Below are 18,103 nucleotides of genomic sequence, written 5' to 3' on the forward strand. Positions count from 1 at the left end.
TAAAGCCGTTTGTCTCCACCCGCGTAGCGGGTGGTTTAAAGCTGGCCGCTGCGCGGCCAGCAGACTAAAGTCTTAAACAAAAACGGGCGGGCAAGATGGAGCTGTTGGAACTTCATCTCGCCCGCCCGTGGTACGCGCGTCTGCGACTACTTATGTGGTGGAACCAGCCTAGCACGAAACGCATGCGCTTCGTAAGCGTTGAGTTTATGAAGATGCAGGGCACCGATAATCCCCCGACCCCATAAGTTGCGGTGGAATACGGACTGTTTTGACCCTTTAAGCAGCAATTCAGTTCCTATTTCACCGCAACTCATTTGGTGCAAAGTAACCTGTCCCCCTTGTACCAATTAGCTGGTGTGGCGCCAGCGAGGGTCGGTGAGCGTACGCGCCACACCCAGTCCAACGGGCAGAAACGCTACGATGAGCACTGCGCGCACAAACCAGCCGAGCATATTGACCGTGTCGAAGGTGCACATGTAATACATAGAGCGATAGAGATACAGACCGGGCACCATAATGACAATCGAAGGCACCGTGAGGGCGATGCGCGGGTAGGTGAGCTTGACTTCGGCCAAGCTTGCCAGCAGACCCGATACCAGCGCGCCGATAAACGCTGCTGCCTCGGGAGGCATTCCCGTGCTGAGGCCCAGGAAGGGAATCATCGTCGGCGCATCGACAAGGGTCAGACGCAGGGTATTGGACACGGCGCCGATCAACCCAGCTGCCGCGGCCATCTTTACCGGGCTGTTGAACATCACCGAGAAGCCGAATACGCCAACGAAGCTCATCACCACGCGCAGGAGCGTAAGGGCAAGCGGCGAAAGGCCCAGTGGGGCAAAGTCGTCCGGCGCCAGGCCAACACACTCGGCAACCATCCAACCTACGAGGGTCGCCATCACAATAATCGATACGGCATATGAAAGGCGCTCGATACCGCTTCGCATGTCGAGCTTAGCGATGTCGAGGCCTGCCGTAATGAGTGGAAAGCCGGGAATCACAAAGAGCATGGCGCCGATATAGCCTTCTTGGTGCGACATTGCCCCCGGTATGACCTGGCCAAGGCCGAGCAATGCCAGCAGATACGAAACGCAAGCGAGCGCAACGCCGGTCGTCAGCGCGCTGAACTGACCAAGGCCTTGCTTGAGAATATGGGAGCGGGCAAAGTTGCCGACACCCGCGCCCACGAACGCGCAGGCCATCTCGATAGGGCCGCCGCCGAGCAAAAAAACGAAGGCGCCACAGGCGCAGGCCGCCGCAAGGCCCTGTTGCCAAGGCGCGTAATCAGGTTTTGAACTCTCAACGGTCTTGAGCATCTCGTGATACTCGTGCACCGTGAAGCGACGACCATAGGTCTCGATTTCCTTGAGGAAACTCTCCATCATCCAAATGCGATGGGTATTGACGCCCGTTGTGGGCAAGCTGACGACCTCATTAAAGCAGTGACCATCTTCGATGCAGGTGCACTCAAACGACAGAAGACTTAAGTCAACGTGGATGGTGACACCGAGTACGGCGGCAACACGATTCATGGTATCGCGCACGCGCCAGGCACCCGTTCCGCTTGCCAGCATAAGCATGCCGGTGCGGCAGATGATGGATGATTTATCGGTGAGCGGCGCATCGACGGCAAGCTCATCGCCTGCCGTCACGATCTGGTGCCAGTCAGTTTTCATATGGAGCGCGCCGGCACGAACACCGTGGTGCATGGGGGCTCTCGAAAGCAGCGAGTCAAGGCGCGAAGGCTGTGGGGGCTCCGTTAATTCGCCCTCGTCCTCGTCGGGCTCTTCATCGACCAGATCAAATGAGTCAAGCGATGCCGGCTCGCGACGATCGATTAGCTCCTCATCCTCATCATCAAAGTAATTGAACTGATCGAGCATGTCCTCTTCGATTGCACGCTCGCTCGCGTCGTCCATATAGACGCTCCCTTCCTACCGACTAACCCCCATCCTAGGCAGCAACGGCTAAAGGAAACATAAAAGAGACGGCTGTCATGCATGGAAGGCGCAAACCCCCAATGCGTCGGTAGATCCCCAACGACTAGGACTGTCCCCAAGTGCCAGCAGAAAAGGAACGTCCCTAAGTGCCAACCAGGGCAACACCGCAGATAGAGGACGGACAGCGAAAGCCCGCCAGAGCGAGCAAGGTGCCTTCAAGAAAAATGGCGCCGCAGGTTGAGCATAAGTCAGCGAGCGGGTCGCATTTGTGACAAGGTGACGTGAAACGAAAGGGCGCTGACCTTTTGGTCGCGCCCTTGAAGTTGAACGTCAGATTGTCCAAATGCGGCCCGCGCAGCGTCGAGCCGTTACGCGGTTCGTAGAACCGCGTAACTAGTTAGTACATCTTTGCGCCGGCGGGGATGGAGGCGTCGAGCTGGATCAGGTTGAGGCGCTCCTCACCATCCTCCTCGTGGATGGCACTGATGAGCATGCCGCAGCTGGGGATGCCCATCATCTTGCGCGGAGGCAGGTTGGTGATGGCGAGCAAGGTCTTGCCGACCAGGTCCTCGGGCTCGTAATAAGCGTGAATACCGGAGAGGATGGTGCGGTCGGTACCGGTACCGTCGTCGAGCGTAAAGTTCAGCAGCTTCTTGGACTTCTTGACGGCCTCGCATGCCTTGACCTTCACAGCGCGGAAATCGCTCTTGGAGAAGGTATCAAAGTCGACGAACTCCTCAAACAGCGGCTCAACGGCGATCTTGGAGTAATCGAGCGTGGGCTTAAGCGACTTAACGAATGGGCTCGCGGCGTTGCCGGCCTCTGCAGCCTTGGCGGCAGCGGCACCGGACTGGAAGCCCTTCTCGGGCTTCATGTGCGGGAACAGCAGGACGTCGCGGATAGAAGCCTGGTTAGTAAGCAGCATGACCACGCGGTCGATACCAATGCCAATGCCGCCCGCGGGAGGCATACCGTACTCGAGGGCGCGCACGTAGTCCTCGTCATACTCCATAGCCTCATCGTCGCCGCCGGCCTTCTCGGCCATCTGGGCAGCAAAGCGCTCAGCCTGGTCGACCGGGTCGTTGAGCTCGGAGAATGCGTTGGCGTACTCGTGGCCGGCGATGACCAGCTCAAAGCGGTGAGTCAAACGCGGGTCGTCCTCAAAACGCTTAGCGAGCGGGCTGACCTCGATGGGGTAATCGCACACGAAGGTCGGGTTGACGATGGTGTCCTCGCCCAGCTCATCGTAAATCTCGGCGATGATCTTGCCGGCAGTCCACTCGGGCTTGATCTCCAGGCCCTTCTCGCGCGCGGCGGCAGCAAGCTCCTCGACCGGCGTGTCGATGGTGACCTGCTTGCCGAGCACGTCGGAGACGATGTCGGTCATGGGACGGCTGGCCCACTCACCAGAAAGGTCGATGGTCTGGCCCTGGTACTCGATGACCTCGGGGTTGCCGATGGCCTTGTTAGCCGCCTTAATGACACCCTGGGCGAGCGCCTTCATGCCCTCGAGGTCTGAGAAGGCACGGTAGGCCTCCATCGTGGTGAACTCGGGGTTGTGGGTAAGGTCCATGCCCTCGTTACGGAAGATGCGGCCGATCTCGAACACGCGCTCAAAACCACCGACGATGCAGCGCTTGAGATGGAGCTCGGTGGCAATACGCAGGTAGCACTCCTGATCGAGCGCGTTGAAGTGGGTAATGAACGGCTTGGCGGTAGCGCCGCCCTGGATGGTCTGCAGGATGGGGGTCTCGACCTCCATGTAACCGTCGGACTCCATAAAGCGACGGAAGGTAGAGAGAATCTGCGAACGCTTACGGAAGGTCTCGCGAACGTCGTCGTTGGCGATCAGGTCGACATAGCGCTGGCGATAGCGGGTCTCCTTGTCGGAAAGACCGTGGAACTTCTCGGGCAGTGGACGAACGGCCTTGGAAAGCAGGGTCGCGCTCTTAGGGGCAACGGAAAGCTGGCCGCGCTGGGTGCGCACGACCACGCCGGTCACGCCCAGGATGTCGCCCAGGTCGAGGGCCTTGAGCGTATTCCAGGCAGCCTCGTCCATGTCGTTGATGCGGCAGAACAGCTGAATCTCGGCAGTCGCATCGCGCACGACGATGAACATTATCTTGCCCTGGCCGCGCTTGGCGACCACGCGGCCGGCGATCTTCACGACGTCCTCGGTGTCCTCGCCATCGGCAAGCTCGGCGTACTTAGTCTCGATATCGGCGACGTAGTCCTCAAGCTCAGAGTGCTCGGGATAGGGGTTCTGGCCCGCCTCGAACAGGGCGGCGCGCTTGGCCAGGCGGGTGGCGCGCTCGTCGTTGAGCGTCGATGCCTGATCGGCGGCGTTCTGGTTCTCTGCCATAAGTTAGCTCCTCAAACTAAAACGCTCCCCAGGATTCGGTCCCAGGGAGCGAAAACATACCTTTACGCGGGACCGTGGTCTAGCGTGCGATCTTGGCGATGGTGTAGACGCGAGTCTTGCCGGAAGGCGTAACGACCTCGACGGAGTCGCCCTCGCCGTGACCGATGATGGCGTGACCGACCGGAGACTCGTTGGAAATCTTGTGCTCGAGCGAGTTGGTCTCGGTGGTACCGACGAGCGTGACTTCCATGACCTCGCCGTTGGGATCAATCAGCGAAACGGTGGAACCGATGGAGACGGTCAGGTCGCCCGTGGTGGCAGCAACCTGAGCGTTGGCGAGGATGGCCTGGATCTCGGCAATACGAGCGGCGTTCTGGGCCTGCTTGTCCTTAGCGGCGTCGTACTCGGAGTTCTCCGAAAGGTCGCCGAACGCGCGGGCTTCCTTGATGTCCTCGACGATCTCCTTGGCGTAATCGCCCTCACGCCAAGCGAGCTCCTCGACGAGCTTCTGGCGGCCCTCAGCGGTCAGTACGATCTGGCTTGCGTCCATACGGATATCTCCCCAACTCTGATCAAACAATCAACTGTCAACAAAACGAAAAAGACCGGCTAGCCTGCGGGCAAGCCGGTCAGGTGCTCACCCCAAAGGGATGGGACTACTCTGCGTCCGCGTCGCTGTCCTCTGCCTGCTTCTTCTTGGCAGCAGCGAGCTTGGCCTCGAGCTCAGCGATCTCCTTGTCCTCCTCGGACTGCTCGACCACGACCTCCTCGGCCTGCTTGGTCTCGGCCTTATCGTCGCCCTCCATACCCTCACGGATATTCTTGACGGTAGAGCCGAGGGACTTGCCGAGCTTCGGCAGGTTCTTGGGCCCGAAGATAATCAGGACAACGACGAGAATAATGATGAGCTCAGGAGCCCTCAGTCCAAACATGTAGACCTCCACAATACAGCGAGACAAGCTCGAATGAGTATACCGCGGGTATCGCGGTATCACAACACTAGCTAAAAAAAGGGACCGCAAGAAGCGGTCCCTCCTCATGCTCTGGTCGGGTTGACTGGATTTGAACCAGCGACCCCTGCGTCCCGAACGCAGTGCTCTACCAAACTGAGCCACAACCCGTTAGCTCGACTATAGTAACAAAGATTTTCGCCGCGTGCTAGAGAAATTTTTATTTCTTTGGCGCGTCGATTTGAACCGTGTTGGAAATAAGCTCAGTCGCGCAGGCCCACCAGCCATTTTGCTGGGCAGCATCGGCAAGCCTTTCGGCCGTGGCAGCGGTGTCGCAAATGGCAAACGAGCAGGCACCCGATCCGCACACATCTACAGCAACGGTTCCGTCCTGTTTACGCAGCCAGTCGAGGACCGTTTGAATCTGCGACTCCATCTGTGCGGAAATGACACCAAGGTTGTTATGGATGAGTGCATATGCCGTCTCGGCATCACCAGCACGCAAGGCAGAAGCTATCGCGCCGGGCTTGTCCGCAGGCACCGGGGCCTCGTCAAAACGTCGATAGGCTTCAATTGTCGAAACGCTTGCCTCGCGCGGCTTGACCAGCACGACGGGCGTCGCGGGCAGCGCGGGGTACTCAGTTGCCAGCACGTCTCCCCCACCTACGTAGAACGCAGGACTCGCGTGCAAAAAGAACGGGACGTCGGCACCAATGCCCCGCGCAATATCGTCGAGCGCTGGGTCGGTGCGATCAATGCCCCAGAGCTCCGCCAAGGCGACAATGACCGCGGCCGCATCCGTCGAGGGGCCGCCCAAGCCAGCGCACAATGGAATGCGCTTCTCAATCGTCACGCAGATGTTTGCCTCGCGACCATAATGCTCGGCCATAGCAACCGCAGCCCGATACGCCGTATTCTTTTGCATGGGAAAATCTGATGCTGGAACCGTCTGGACGGTCAGCGCCTGCGCCGGCGTGACCGTCACGGTATCGGAAAGACCGACGGCTGCCATCAGGGAATCGACCCTGTGGTAGCCGCGGTCATCGCGCTCGGTATGAACCCCCAGGTAGAGGTTAATCTTTGCCGGCGCGGAAAGAGTCAGGGACCGATCGGTCACCGTTAATGCTCCTCGAGCTGATTGCCGAGCGGGGTAAAGATGTGCTCGCCGCTCTCGGGGTCGAACAGCTCGACCTGACCGGTGAGGACATCGATATACTGGTAGGACTGACGCGACTTGCGGCCGCGACGCTCGTCAACCTCGACGATAAAGACGGCGGGGTGGACGCTCTTGATGGTGCCCATGCGCTCGACGACGCGGGTACGGCCCATGTTGGCCTTCACCTTGACGCGATCGCCCACCATATCGGTCAGCTTCTCGTGGATGTCGTCGACGTGATTGACTTCCATCTCTTCCATGAACAGGGCCTCCAGAAGGTGCAATTCAAAAAGGGGATAATACCCCTAAGATAGACAAAACTCTAATACTATAGCACCCTGTTGTGGCCATACGCAAGTAGCTAAATAAGCCCCGTCCCAAATACGTACCAGACGACAACCTCGCATGACCAGTTGTTACGCGGTTTGGTAAAACCGCGTAACCTAAAGGTTGTCGGTGTCCAAGACGATGGTGAATGGGCCGTCGTTGACGAGATCGACTTTCATATCGGCGCCAAAGATGCCGTGCGCCACGTGTTCGACATCTTGACGAACGAGCGTCAGGAAGTACTCGTAGAGCTCGTTGGCGACATCGGGGGCGCCGGCATCCGTAAACGACGGACGGCGACCGTGGCGGCAGTCAGCGAACAGCGTGAACTGCGACACCACGAGCACCTCGCCGTCGATATCGGCAAGCGCCAAGTTGGTCTTGCCGTTCTCATCCTCGTTGATGCGCAGGCCGCGGAGCTTGCCCCACAGCTTATCAGCCTCGGCGCGCGTGTCGCCGTGGCCCACGCCCAGCAGCACCAGATAGCCGCGTCCAATGCGGCCCACGCACTCGCCGTCGACCGTCACGCCGGCGTTGAGCACGCGCTGCACCACCGCACGCATGGCCTACTCCTCGCCCGTCAGCTTGGCGGACAGATGCTCGAGCGCGTGGAAACGATGGCTGATGGCGTTCTTCTCGTCCGCCGTCAGCTCGGCCATGGTCTTGCCCGGCGTGTCGACCGGCAGGAACAGCGGGTCGTAGCCAAAGCCGTGATCGCCGCGGCCCTCGTGCGCGATAACGCCCTCGCAGGCGCCCTCGCCATAGGTAACCAGACCGTCCGTGTCGATGAGCGCGACGACGCTCATAAAGCGCGCGGTGCGGTCCTCATCTGCCACGCCTTCCAGGTTAACGAGAAGCTTGGCGTTGTTGGCGGCATCGTCGCCGTGCACGCCCGCATAGCGCGCGCTATACACACCGGGCTCACCGTCCAGTGCGTCGACGACCAAGCCCGAATCGTCGGCAATGGCCATAAGGCCCGTCTCCTCAACCGCGGCTTGGGCCTTGATGATGGCGTTCTCCAAAAACGTCGTGCCGTTTTCCTCGGGATCCTCAAAATCGCCCAGCTGGCCGAGCGCCACAAAGCGTACCTCGGGCATGACCTTGCCCAAAATGGCCTCGATCTCGGTGAGCTTATGGGCGTTGCCGGTTGCCACGACGATGGTCGCTGCCGGGTCGAGGGTGTCGAAGTCAATCTTCTCAAGTGCCATAGCTGGCCTCCTTGTCTCTATAGCAATGCCGTGTTGAGGGCGGCGAGGACCTCGGCCCCTCTCCCCTCTCAATCAACGGCAGTCTTATACTTCGACGTTTTCCCAGATAAAACCTACCAAAATAAACCTGTCCCTATTTGGCAGGTTAGGCGATGGCTTGGCGCTGAAGCTCGATGAGCTCGGCGATACCCTTGTCGCCCAGGTCGAGCAGGGCGTTGAGGCGTTTGCGGTCGAAGGGCGCCTGCTCGCCGGTGCCCTGGAGCTCAATCATCTCACCGGTGTCGGTGGCGACGAGGTTCATGTCGACCTCGGCATGGCTGTCCTCGGAATAATCGAGGTCAAGCAGCGTATTGCCGTCGACAACGCCCATGGAGATGGCAGCCACCTGGCCGATAAGCGGGATGCGCTCGATCTTGCCCGCCTCGACCCACATGGCGAGGGCGTCGCGCAGCGCCACCCAGGCGCCGGTGATGCTCGCTGTACGCGTGCCGCCATCGGCCTGAATCACATCGCAGTCGACGGTGACGGTGTACTCGCCGAGCGCCTTCATGTTGACGACGGTACGCAGGCTGCGGCCAATGAGGCGCTCGATTTCCATAGAGCGGCCCTTGCGGTTGGCGTGCTCGCGCTTGCAGCGCTTGCCGGTCGACGCCGGCAGCATGGCGTATTCCGCGGTCACCCAGCCGGCCTTAGCTCCCTTTCGCCAGCCCGGCACGCCCTCCTCGATAGTGGCGGCGCACAGCACGCGCGTGTCACCGAACTCGGCCAAACACGAGCCGTGGGCGTGCTTCATGACGCCACGGGTGAGCTTAACGGGGCGCAACTCGTTGGCGGCGCGACCGTTGGCGCGGTTGACCTGCATGTACTCCATAGAAATTTCCTTTCGGCAAAAGATGTGGCGAAGGCTTTGGCGGCTGCCTTACATCTATTTCAGCTCATCGATATCGATATGTTCGATGCTCTTGAGCGGCTGACCAAAGATAAAGCTGCCCGCCACCGCAAACTCGGCAATGTTATCGGCCGTCGTGGCAAAACGATGCTGCGGCTCGGCGGCGTCGCCCGCCAGCTGCTCGCGGCGCGTGAGGATATCGGTCAGCTCGCGTGTGGTCTCCTCGGCGGAACTCACGACGCGCACCCCAGGCCCCAGCGCATGGCGGATAGGTCCCACCAACAGCGGGAAATGCGTACAGCCGAGCACCACGGTATCGATACCGTGGTCGCGCAGCGGCTCAACCGTGGCACCCACCAGCGCACGCACGGCAGGCGTATCGAAGATGTCCTCGTTCTCAAGCCACTGTTCCTGCAGATGTGCACCCGAGGCGAGCTCGTGTTCGACAACCTCGACAAAGCTCGAGGCAGGACAGCCGTATACATCGACGCCGGCATCCAGGTCCTGAATGGCGCGCGTGTAGGCGCCCGAGCGAATAGTGAGGTTGGTGGCGAGCACGCCCACGCGACGCGTACGCGTGCTGTTGATTGCCGCACGGGCACCCGGCGCGATCACACCGATCACGGGAACGTCGAGCACCTGCTGGGCCAAACGCAAGGCCGCAGCGGTCGCCGTGTTGCAGGCGATGACCATAATCTTGACGTCGTGCTTCGAAAGCCAACGACCCGTCTGCAGCGCAAACGAGCGCACTTCATCCTCGGTGCGCGTGCCGTAGGGGCAGCGCTTGGTGTCGCCAAAGTAGTAGACGGACTCGTGCGGCAGCGCCGTCGCAATCGCGCGCGCAACCGTCAGACCGCCCAAACCAGAATCGAACACGCCAATCGGGCGCGTGTCGCCTGCCGGATTCTCGATATCGGACATTACCTCACCAGTCTCTCTCGAAAAGACCTGTCCAAGTGCAGCGACGCCGCGCTACGAACGCGCCGCGACCAGCAGCTCTGCCGTCGCCGCCCAACCGTCGACAATTTTGCCGCGCGTAACGAAAGCGTTCTCGCAAGCAGCCAGGAACTCGGGCGCGCCGGCGCTCGTCAGGCCATTCTCGACCAGGCAGAACGTGCCCACGTGATCGGCCATGTAGAAGTCGGACTCGGAATCGCCGAGCGCGAGCGTCTCCTCGCGCTCGATCCCCAGGTGCTCGCAGAAGCGCGCGATGGCAACGCCCTTGTTGAGACCCGCGGGGTTGATGTTGAATGCGCGACCGTCCTCGACGCGATCGAGCTCGAGCGTCGTCGGCTTGGACAGGTGAGTCAGATGGCCGTTGCAAGCCCAGATCAGACCGCAGCCGGCCTCGTCCAGGATGGCCTGAACCTCATCGTCGGGCACATCACCGCGCATGCCGACGGTGACCTCACGGTATTTGTAGCCGGTCGACATGTCGTTGTGATACTCGATCTTGTGCGGCCAGCGGGCGAGGATCTTCTCGCACACGCCGGTCTGCTCGATCACCTGGTGCGGCGTGAGGCCGCAAGAGGAGTCGTAGGGCATGTCGCCGGTCAGATACTCCCAATCGTTGGCTTTGAGGTCGTACATGACCAGGCCGCCCATCTCGCCGATGTAGGAGTTGAGACCGAGCACGCGCGCGTCCTCGTGAATCATGGTACGGTTGCGGCCCGAGGTGGGAACCACCTGAATACCAGCGCGAGCGAGCGCCACGACGGCCTCGACGAGTTTGGTCGAGGGGTTGCCGTCGTTGTCGCGTAGCACGCACGAGCCGGGTGCGAGCATCGTGGCATCCAGGTCGGTAAAGACGTACTTGACCTTGGCCAAGCGCTCGCGCATCTCGCCCGAAAGCTCAGCGACGGTCGGCAGGGTATTGTGGGACATGGTTACTCCGTTTACGTAGAAGGGTTTGGACTTGGACGGCATGTTTTGATTGAGGGAACACGCTTATGGCGACAGCGCACTCAGGGCGCCGCCGCCATCATGGTTCATTAGTCAAACTGGGTAACATCGATCAGGCGATTGGCCAACGAAAGGTCGCTCTCGATGGGCACGAACTCGTCACCCACGTGCATGAGCTCCTCGTCACCCTTTGCCAGCAGCAAGACAATGGTGGGAGCATCGGGGTTGACGTACTCCTCGCGCGCCGCCTTGAACGCCGCATGCACAGCGGCTTCGCGATCGAGGATGATCTTGTTCGGCGTATCGTCGGGAACATGTTCGGCAAGCTCGCGACAGACCTTCATCGGGTCCTCGTGAGCCGGGTCCTCATTGGCAAAGATCATCAGGTCGGAATACGGTGCGGCCTCGCGCGGAAGCTGCTCGCGGCGCTCCTGCGCCTTGCCGCCGGCAGCGCCAAACACTGCGATGACCGGGCTGGCGGGAAACGCGCGCTTGACCGACGAGAAAAGCGAGCGGAACGAAAGCTGGTTGTGCGCGTAGTCAACGACGCAGATCACACGGCCGTCCTTCGACTCCACGACCTCCATACGGCCCGGCACACGCAGTTTGGAGAGGCCCTTCTTGATAGCCTCGATACCGATGCCGATCTCGCGCGCGGCGGCGATAGCGACCAGCGCGTTCTCCACGTTAAAGTCTCCCGCGATACCCAGCAGGACCTTCTCCCCCGCCTCGGACTCGTCGGCACACAGGCCATGCAAGTTGAACTCGATGCTAAAGCCGACCATGCGTACGTCGCTCGCCCACAGGCTTGCCTCGGGATGCTCGATGCCAACGGTCACCAAGCGCTCGGCCGTCGACGCTGCCCCCAGCACACGGTCGACCTCTTCGGTGCCCAGATTCACTACGGCGGTCTTTGCCTGGTCAAAGATCCTGAGTTTGCTCTCAAAATAATCCTCAAACGTGGGGTGTTCGATCGGCGAGATGTGGTCGCGGCCGATGTTGAGGAAGCACGCCACGTCAAACGGCAGATTCTCGACGCGTTGGTACTTGAGCGCCTGGCTCGAGACCTCCATGACCATGGACTGGCGACCGGACGTGCGGCAGTTGGCGATATGGCGCCAGATCTCGGGGGCCTCGGGCGTAGTATTGGTGCTCTCGTAGCACTCAATGCCATCGTCGGTACTCACCGAGCCGATCATGCCGCAGGACTCGCCCGCCGCTTTGATAATCGACTGGAGCATAAAAGCGGCCGTGGTCTTTCCCTTGGTGCCGGTGATGCCCACGATCTTGACGTCGTGGTCGGGACGGTCGTAGACCTCCGGCGGCAACAGGGCCATGGCCGTGCGAACGCTATCAACAACCAGCATCGCAGCACTGCTCTCCTTCGCCAGCGGCTCCAGAGACTCGACCAGCGACTCCTCGCACACAAATGCGACGGCGCCCGCATCGAGCGCCATGCTCAAAAACGCGGGCTTAAAGGCAGCACCTTTGCAAAAGAATACGTCACCTGCCGAGACCGCGCGCGAATCAAACGAGCAGCCGGTCACGGCACGCTCGTCAACCTGCTCTGATGCGCGCAGCTCGCCGCACACATCGAGAAGCTTGGCAAGCGTATCGACCGTGGTCACGGTCGCGGAATCCGAATGGTGCATCTTTCACCTTTCTCAGCCATTTGGCAGGGACGGTTTTCATAGTAACTGAAACGTGCTCGCGCAAAAACGGCTCCCGGAGGAGCCGTTACGCGCAGGCGTTCGTAAGCCGAGGCTAGGCAGCCTGAACAGCGGGCTGGTCCTCGTCGATAAAGAAGCGCTTGTACCACACCAAGAACACGAGCGGCGTATAGATCTTGCGCTGGAAATCGCCCTTGCCCGCAAAGTGCAGATCGAGCAGGTGCATGAGCTCGTCGGTATTGAAGAACTCGCTTGCCCACGGCGCGGTGAAGTACTCCTTGACATAGTCGTACCACTTTTGCTCGCGCAGCCAGTAGACAATCGGCACCGGGAAGCCCACCTTGGGACGGGTGGCCCACTCATCGGGCAGCGACTTGTTGGCAGCGTGGCGGAGTACCTGTTTGTTGCCGTTCTCGTTGATGCGGTAGCGGTCGGGAATGTGCTCGGCGAACTCCATGACTTTGCGGTCCAGGAAAGGCACGCGCAGCTCCAGCGAGTGTGCCATGCACATCTTGTCGGCCTTGAGCAGAATGTCGCCCGGGAGCCACATGTTCATGTCCAGGTACTGCTTCTTGACCAGTTCGGGCTGACCCTTCACGCGTGCGTAGATGGGTGCAGCGAGCTCGAAGGCGCCGTCGCCGGTGTTGTACTCGGGCTTGAGCACGCCGTCGACCTCGCGCTCCGGCCATACCAGAGCCTGTCCCAGGAACGACTTCTCGGGGATCTCGGCACCCTTGACCAGGAAGTTATGTCCCTTGAAGTACGGCATATGCAGCGCCAGGTTACCGAGCGCGCGACGGACGGGCAGCGGCACCATCTTTTTGTACTTGCGCACCGGGACCGTATCCTCGTAGTAGGCGTAGCCGCCAAAGAGTTCGTCGGCGCCTTCGCCCGAAAGCACGACGGTAACGTCCTTGCGGGCCATCTCGGCCAAGAACCACAGCGGCACGGAAGACAGGTTGGACTGCGGCTCGTCCATGTGATACTGGATATCCTCGAGCGCACCGAAGAACTCGTCGGCGGTAATCATCTTGCGAACGTTCTCGACGCCGAGCTTATCGGAAAGCTCCTTGGCGTAGTTGGTCTCGTTGAAGTTCTTGTAGTCAAAGCCCACCGAGAAGGTCTTGTCGGGCATGAGGCAAGCGGCAATGTAGCTGGAGTCGACGCCACCGGAGAGGAACGACGCGACCTTGACGTCGGCGATGCGATGGGCCTCGACGCTCTCGTGCACGACCTCGTCCAGCTCATCGACATACTCTTCGAATGGCTTCTCGACGGCAGAGTAATCGCAATCCCAGTAGCGCTCGATGTTCATCTTGCCGGTCGGGATATCGACGGTAAAGTAGTGCGCCGGCGGCAGCTTGTAGACACCCTCGAAGAAGGTCTCCTCGGTTGCCGAATACTGCAGCGTCATGTACGGACGCAGAGCCTTTTTGTTGACCGCCTTGTGGAAGTGCGGGTAGTCCAGGAAGCTCTTGATCTCGGAACCAAAGAGCACGCCCGGAGCGCCGTCGCCCGCATCGGCCATGGGATAGTAGTAGAGCGGCTTGATGCCAAAGATGTCGCGGGCGCCAAAAAGCTTGTTCTTCTTTTTGTCCCAGATGACGAAGGCGTACATACCGCGCAGGCGATCGAGAACGGCCTCGCCCCACTCCTCGTAGCCGTGCAGGAGGCTCTCGGTGTCGGCGCCGCAGTGGAACTTGTAGCCCTTGGCCTCGAGCTCGGAACGGAGTTCTTGGAAGTTGTAGATCTCGCCGTTGAAGACAATGACGACGCTGCCGTCCTCATTGGCCATGGGCTGAGCGCCGGCCTCGGTCAGGTCGAGGATCGACAGGCGGCGGAAGCCCAGGGCAACGCGGCCGTCGATAAACTGACCGCCCATGTCGGGACCGCGATGGACGATGCGGTCCATCATCTTGGTGAGCACCTCGGATTGGTTATCCGTCCCACCGACAAAACCGACAAAACCGCACATATACTATCCCCTCTGCTGTTGCTGGGCATCAAATCGAATCAGTAGCTTTTGAGTATACCCGAGGGCGTAAAGAGGGGCGGAATGTTCAGGCAATCTCAACTGAATCAGCTCCGCTGTGACACGCGCCGGTTACCTTTAATGGATATGAGGTGAATGGGGCGATTGTTTTGCTATACTCTCTCCGCACGGGCGATTGGCGCAACGGTTAGCGCAGGTGCTTTACACGCACAAGGCTGGGGGTTCGAATCCCTCATCGCCCACCACTGATTTGATAGGCTCCCAGCAATGGGGGCCTTTCTTTTTTGGACCCATCGCAGAGGGATTCGAACCCGACAGGGTGCGAAGCTGAGGAAACGCGAAGCGTTTTCCAGCGCAGCACGCGAGGGCCGTAGGCCCGAAGCGAAAGCGGGCGGCGCCAGCCGCACGCGGACATCCCTCATCGCCCACCATTGAATTGGAAACGGTCCTCGAAAGGGGACCGTTTTTGTTTGGGCCCATTTCATGGGATTCGAACCCGCAAGGGTGCGAAGCTGAGGAAACGCGAAGCGTTTTCCAGCGCAGCACGCGAGGAGCGGAGCGACGAAGCGGATGCGGGCGGCGCCAGCCGCACGCGGACATCCCTCATCGCCCACCATTGAATTGTTAGGCCTCCGGTGTTGGAGGCCTTTCTTTTTTGTGCCCGGCGCATGGGATTCGAACCCGCCAGCACGTCTGTCACAAAGGCTGTGGCCAAAAAATGGCAAAAATGAGTACTGTTACTAATTTTGTAGCAGCGATTTTTGGGTTTCACTGGGTAAATCTAGCCCTGAATCAGCGATTTGAAGCCTTTGCTAGCTGTTTTCCCATTAACATAACTGAACATGTGTGGTCTAACTAATCCTAGATAGTCGGTTTCATATGAGATTCAACTGGTAACAGTACTCATATTTGATGTTTTTTGACCAGCAGGTCTCCCTGCCTTAGCAAATCTAAGGCAAAACGGGCTCCAGACCGCTGAATCATGCCGCGTAGGGCACTTCCGCAGTCCGGAACCCGGTCCAAATTGAATTATCGCACCGCGTTAGCCCAAGACACCCGACAGGATCTCGATCAGGCTGTCCACGTCGGCTTCCTCGCAGACGAGCGGCGGCAAGAAACGCAGCGTATGGGCACCCGTAGCGTTAATCACGACACCGGCGGCCAGCGCGCGGGCAACAATATCATGCGCATCGCCCGCAGCGTCATCCAAGTCGCATCCGAGCATCAGGCCGCGGCCACGAACCTCAACCACGTGCGGGAGCTTGGCGAGCTTTGCCTCCATATAGGCGCCCACCTTGGCAGCATGCTCGGCATAATCGCCACGCACAAGCGCGGAGAGCGTCGCGGCACACGCCGCGATGGGCAAGCAGCTACCGCCAAAGGTCGAGCCATGGTCGCCCGGCTTAAACACGTCGGCAATCTCCTTCTTTGCCACGACGGCACCCATGGGCACGCCGTCGGCAATGCCCTTGGCAAGGCTCATGATGTCGGGCTCCACGTCATAGGTTTGGAACGCAAATGGCTTGCCGGAGCGGAAGATGCCGCACTGGACCTCGTCGGCGATAAGCACGGCGCCCACTTCGTGTGCCAGGTCGCGCGCTGCCGCCATAAACTCCTCGGTCATAGGGTGCACGCCACTCTCACCCTGGATCGGTTCGAGCATTACAGCGCATATTTCACTGCCCAGCTGCTTAAAGATCGCACGCAGTTCATCGACATCGTTGGGCGTGCAGGCCACAAAGCCACCCGGCAGCGGGCGGAAGCTGTCCTGCAGCCAATCCTGCATGGTGGCGGCAATGGTCTCGAGCGTACGGCCGTGGAAGCCGCCGCGCATGCACACGATGGTGTTGCCGCCATTACCGGCACGCTTGGCGTACAGGCGCGCGAGCTTCATCGAGCCTTCGTTGGCCTCGGCGCCAGAGTTGGCAAAGAAGGTCTCCCAAACCTGCTCATCCGCAGCCGGGGCACCAAAAGCAGCTGCCGTGGTCTCATCGCCGGCGACAATGGCATCGGCAAGCACGCGCGCACCATCTACGTCGTCGTTAGCAAGCTTGGACAACAGCGCCGCGACCTGTCCGCGCTGCTCAATGTAGAAGTAATTGGAGACATGCATGAGCTTTTTGGTCTGTGCCTCGAGCGCCGAGAGCACAGCCGGGTCGCCATGACCTAGGCTGCACACGCCGATGCCGGCAAGAAAGTCGAGGTACTCACGGCCATCGTCGCCGGTGAGCTTCATGCCGTGACCCTCGACAAACTCGACCGGAGAGCGGCCAAAGGTATGCATAACGTAATGGGATTCAAGCGATTGCTGAGCTGCAAGTGACATGGGATGCCTTTCGTTGGGCGCCAGACGGCGCGGGGCTATGGGTGCAGGAATGGGGCGGCTGCGGGTCAGCTAGACCGTCTGAAGCTTCTCGACCTCGTCAAGGTTTTCGGTCAGACGCGCAGCAAACGTCGAAAGCGGATGCGGATGCGTATCGAACTCGTAAGCCGTCTCGGTGGAATGGATCACGGTGCCGACGCCGGCATCGGTCAGCAGCTCCAGGAGCAGCGAATGCGGCGTAGTACCGTTAATGATGTGGGCACGAAATGCGCCGCCGGTAAGCGCATCGATGGCCGCACGCAGCTTGGGAATCATGCCCTTATCGACCTCGCCGCCGTAGAGCATTTCGTTAACCTCGTCGAGCGTTAGGTTGGAGATAAGCGAGTCCTTGTCGCTAAAGTCCTTGTACAAGCCATCGACATCGGTCAAAAAAATCGCCTTATGCGCGTGGAGCGCCGCGGCAACGGCACCGGCGGCGGTGTCGGCGTTGATGTTGAAGAAACCGCCGTCCTCCCCCGCCGCGACGGTAGCGATGACGGGGATGTACTCGCTATCGAGTAAGCGCTCGATATAGTCGGTGTTGACGTGCGTCACTTTGCCCACGCGACCGAGCTCGGGGTCGAGCGGCTCGGCGATGAGCGTGCCGGCATCGCTGCCCGACACGCCCACGGCCAGGTTGCCGTGGTGGTTGATGGCAGCAACCAGCTCCTGGTTAACCTTGCCGCCCAGCACCTCGCGCACGATATCCATAGTCGCCGGCGTGGTCACGCGCTGGCCGTTCTTAAACTCGACGGGAATATCGTAATGGTTCAGCGCCTCGTTGATAGCCTTGCCGCCGCCGTGCACGATGACGGGGCGCATACCGATGATCTTGAGCAAGACGATGTCGCTCATCACGTCGCGGCGCAGCTGCTCATCAACCATGGCGGCTCCGCCATATTTGATAACAACCGTCTTGCCGGTCAGGTTCTTAATCCACGGCAGCGCTTCGAACAGCAGCTGCGCGGTTGCTTCGTTGGATTCGCTCGAACGACAATCGCGTGCGAATTTCATAATCTGCCTCGTCTTTCGTATCGTTATCGCGCCGTGCTCCGCTGTCCGCAATCGCGGCAAGATGCGCAGCGTGCCCGGAATCTAGGAACGGTAGTCGCCGTTGATGGAGATGTACTCATGCGTGAGGTCGCAGGTCCACACGGTCGTTGCCGCGTCGCCTGCGCCCAGGTCGGCCGAGATCACGATCTCGGGCGCCTCGAAACGTCGTAGAGCCTCGTCCTCATCAAAGGGAACAGTCAGACCGTCGCGACAGACAGGCATGCCCATCATGTCGATGGAAACGTCTTCCTGATTAAACTTCACGCCGCACTTGCCAAGCGCCATAGCAACACG

At 60.1% G+C, this 18,103-nt stretch carries 16 protein-coding genes and 2 tRNA genes; 1 reads left to right on the plus strand and 17 read right to left on the minus strand.

From position 1 onward, the window contains the following. Positions 1-347: 347 nt before the first annotated feature. The 14 genes from AB5767_RS09435 to asnB all read right to left on the minus strand — a co-directional run bounded on the left by AB5767_RS09435 (position 348) and on the right by asnB (position 14,376). Positions 348-1,916, minus strand: a complete 1,569-nt coding sequence (locus AB5767_RS09435; protein WP_368132190.1) for a threonine/serine exporter family protein — start codon at positions 1,914-1,916, stop codon at positions 348-350. Positions 1,917-2,334: 418 nt separating this feature from the next. Next, positions 2,335-4,299, minus strand: a complete 1,965-nt coding sequence (gene lysS / locus AB5767_RS09440) for a lysine--tRNA ligase (protein ID WP_035137552.1) — start codon at positions 4,297-4,299, stop codon at positions 2,335-2,337. A gap of 79 nt (positions 4,300-4,378) precedes the next feature. Beyond that, positions 4,379-4,849, minus strand: coding sequence for a transcription elongation factor GreA (greA, locus tag AB5767_RS09445; RefSeq protein ID WP_006234960.1), 471 nt, complete (start codon positions 4,847-4,849; stop codon positions 4,379-4,381). A gap of 106 nt (positions 4,850-4,955) precedes the next feature. After that, positions 4,956-5,231, minus strand: coding sequence for a twin-arginine translocase TatA/TatE family subunit (tatA, locus tag AB5767_RS09450; RefSeq protein ID WP_022094895.1), 276 nt, complete (start codon positions 5,229-5,231; stop codon positions 4,956-4,958). 112 nt (positions 5,232-5,343) lie between these two features. Then, positions 5,344-5,420: transfer RNA gene (locus AB5767_RS09455), tRNA-Pro, on the minus strand. Between the two features lie 49 nt (positions 5,421-5,469). Continuing rightward, a complete protein-coding gene (ispE, locus tag AB5767_RS09460; protein ID WP_368132191.1) occupies positions 5,470-6,366 on the minus strand; it encodes a 4-(cytidine 5'-diphospho)-2-C-methyl-D-erythritol kinase in 897 nt (298 codons plus the stop codon). 2 nt (positions 6,367-6,368) lie between these two features. Continuing rightward, a complete protein-coding gene (locus tag AB5767_RS09465) occupies positions 6,369-6,665 on the minus strand; it encodes a Veg family protein (RefSeq protein ID WP_006234957.1) in 297 nt (98 codons plus the stop codon). A gap of 183 nt (positions 6,666-6,848) precedes the next feature. Next, complete coding sequence (dtd, locus tag AB5767_RS09470) at positions 6,849-7,295, minus strand: D-aminoacyl-tRNA deacylase (protein WP_368132192.1); 447 nt, start codon at positions 7,293-7,295, stop codon at positions 6,849-6,851. A 3-nt stretch (positions 7,296-7,298) separates the two neighbouring features. Continuing rightward, on the minus strand, positions 7,299-7,940 hold the full coding sequence (rdgB, locus tag AB5767_RS09475) for an RdgB/HAM1 family non-canonical purine NTP pyrophosphatase (RefSeq protein ID WP_368132193.1): 642 nt from the start codon (positions 7,938-7,940) through the stop codon (positions 7,299-7,301). Between the two features lie 145 nt (positions 7,941-8,085). Next, a complete protein-coding gene (gene rph, locus AB5767_RS09480) occupies positions 8,086-8,811 on the minus strand; it encodes a ribonuclease PH (RefSeq protein ID WP_349105785.1) in 726 nt (241 codons plus the stop codon). Between the two features lie 54 nt (positions 8,812-8,865). Continuing rightward, the gene (gene murI, locus AB5767_RS09485) at positions 8,866-9,750 is read right to left on the minus strand and encodes a glutamate racemase (protein WP_368132194.1); all 885 of its coding nucleotides are present in this window, start codon (positions 9,748-9,750) and stop codon (positions 8,866-8,868) included. A gap of 51 nt (positions 9,751-9,801) precedes the next feature. Then, complete coding sequence (locus tag AB5767_RS09490) at positions 9,802-10,713, minus strand: HAD family hydrolase (RefSeq protein WP_055309432.1); 912 nt, start codon at positions 10,711-10,713, stop codon at positions 9,802-9,804. Positions 10,714-10,820: 107 nt separating this feature from the next. Next, positions 10,821-12,383, minus strand: coding sequence for a Mur ligase family protein (locus AB5767_RS09495; RefSeq protein WP_368132195.1), 1,563 nt, complete (start codon positions 12,381-12,383; stop codon positions 10,821-10,823). Between the two features lie 112 nt (positions 12,384-12,495). After that, entirely contained in the window at positions 12,496-14,376 is a 1,881-nt protein-coding gene (asnB, locus tag AB5767_RS09500) for an asparagine synthase (glutamine-hydrolyzing) (protein WP_368132196.1), read from the minus strand. 187 nt (positions 14,377-14,563) lie between these two features. On the opposite strand from asnB, the gene AB5767_RS09505 reads away from it, so the two are divergent. Continuing rightward, positions 14,564-14,639 (plus strand) — tRNA-Val (locus tag AB5767_RS09505). Between the two features lie 797 nt (positions 14,640-15,436). Here AB5767_RS09505 and AB5767_RS09510 read toward each other — a convergent pair. The 3 genes from AB5767_RS09510 to AB5767_RS09520 form a co-directional block, all read right to left on the minus strand. Next, positions 15,437-16,720 carry an aminotransferase class III-fold pyridoxal phosphate-dependent enzyme gene (locus AB5767_RS09510; RefSeq protein WP_368132197.1) on the minus strand — a complete coding sequence of 428 codons (1,284 nt, stop codon included), beginning with the start codon at positions 16,718-16,720 and terminating at the stop codon, positions 15,437-15,439. Positions 16,721-16,789: 69 nt separating this feature from the next. Continuing rightward, entirely contained in the window at positions 16,790-17,770 is a 981-nt protein-coding gene (gene argB / locus AB5767_RS09515; RefSeq protein ID WP_368132198.1) for an acetylglutamate kinase, read from the minus strand. Positions 17,771-17,851: 81 nt separating this feature from the next. Further along, the coding region (locus tag AB5767_RS09520) for a bifunctional ornithine acetyltransferase/N-acetylglutamate synthase (protein ID WP_368153324.1) at positions 17,852-18,103 on the minus strand (252 nt) is incomplete at its 5' end.

Origin of the sequence: Collinsella aerofaciens (assembly GCF_040926265.1) — a bacterium.
GTDB classification, from domain to species: Bacteria; Actinomycetota; Coriobacteriia; order Coriobacteriales; family Coriobacteriaceae; genus Collinsella; species Collinsella aerofaciens_BB.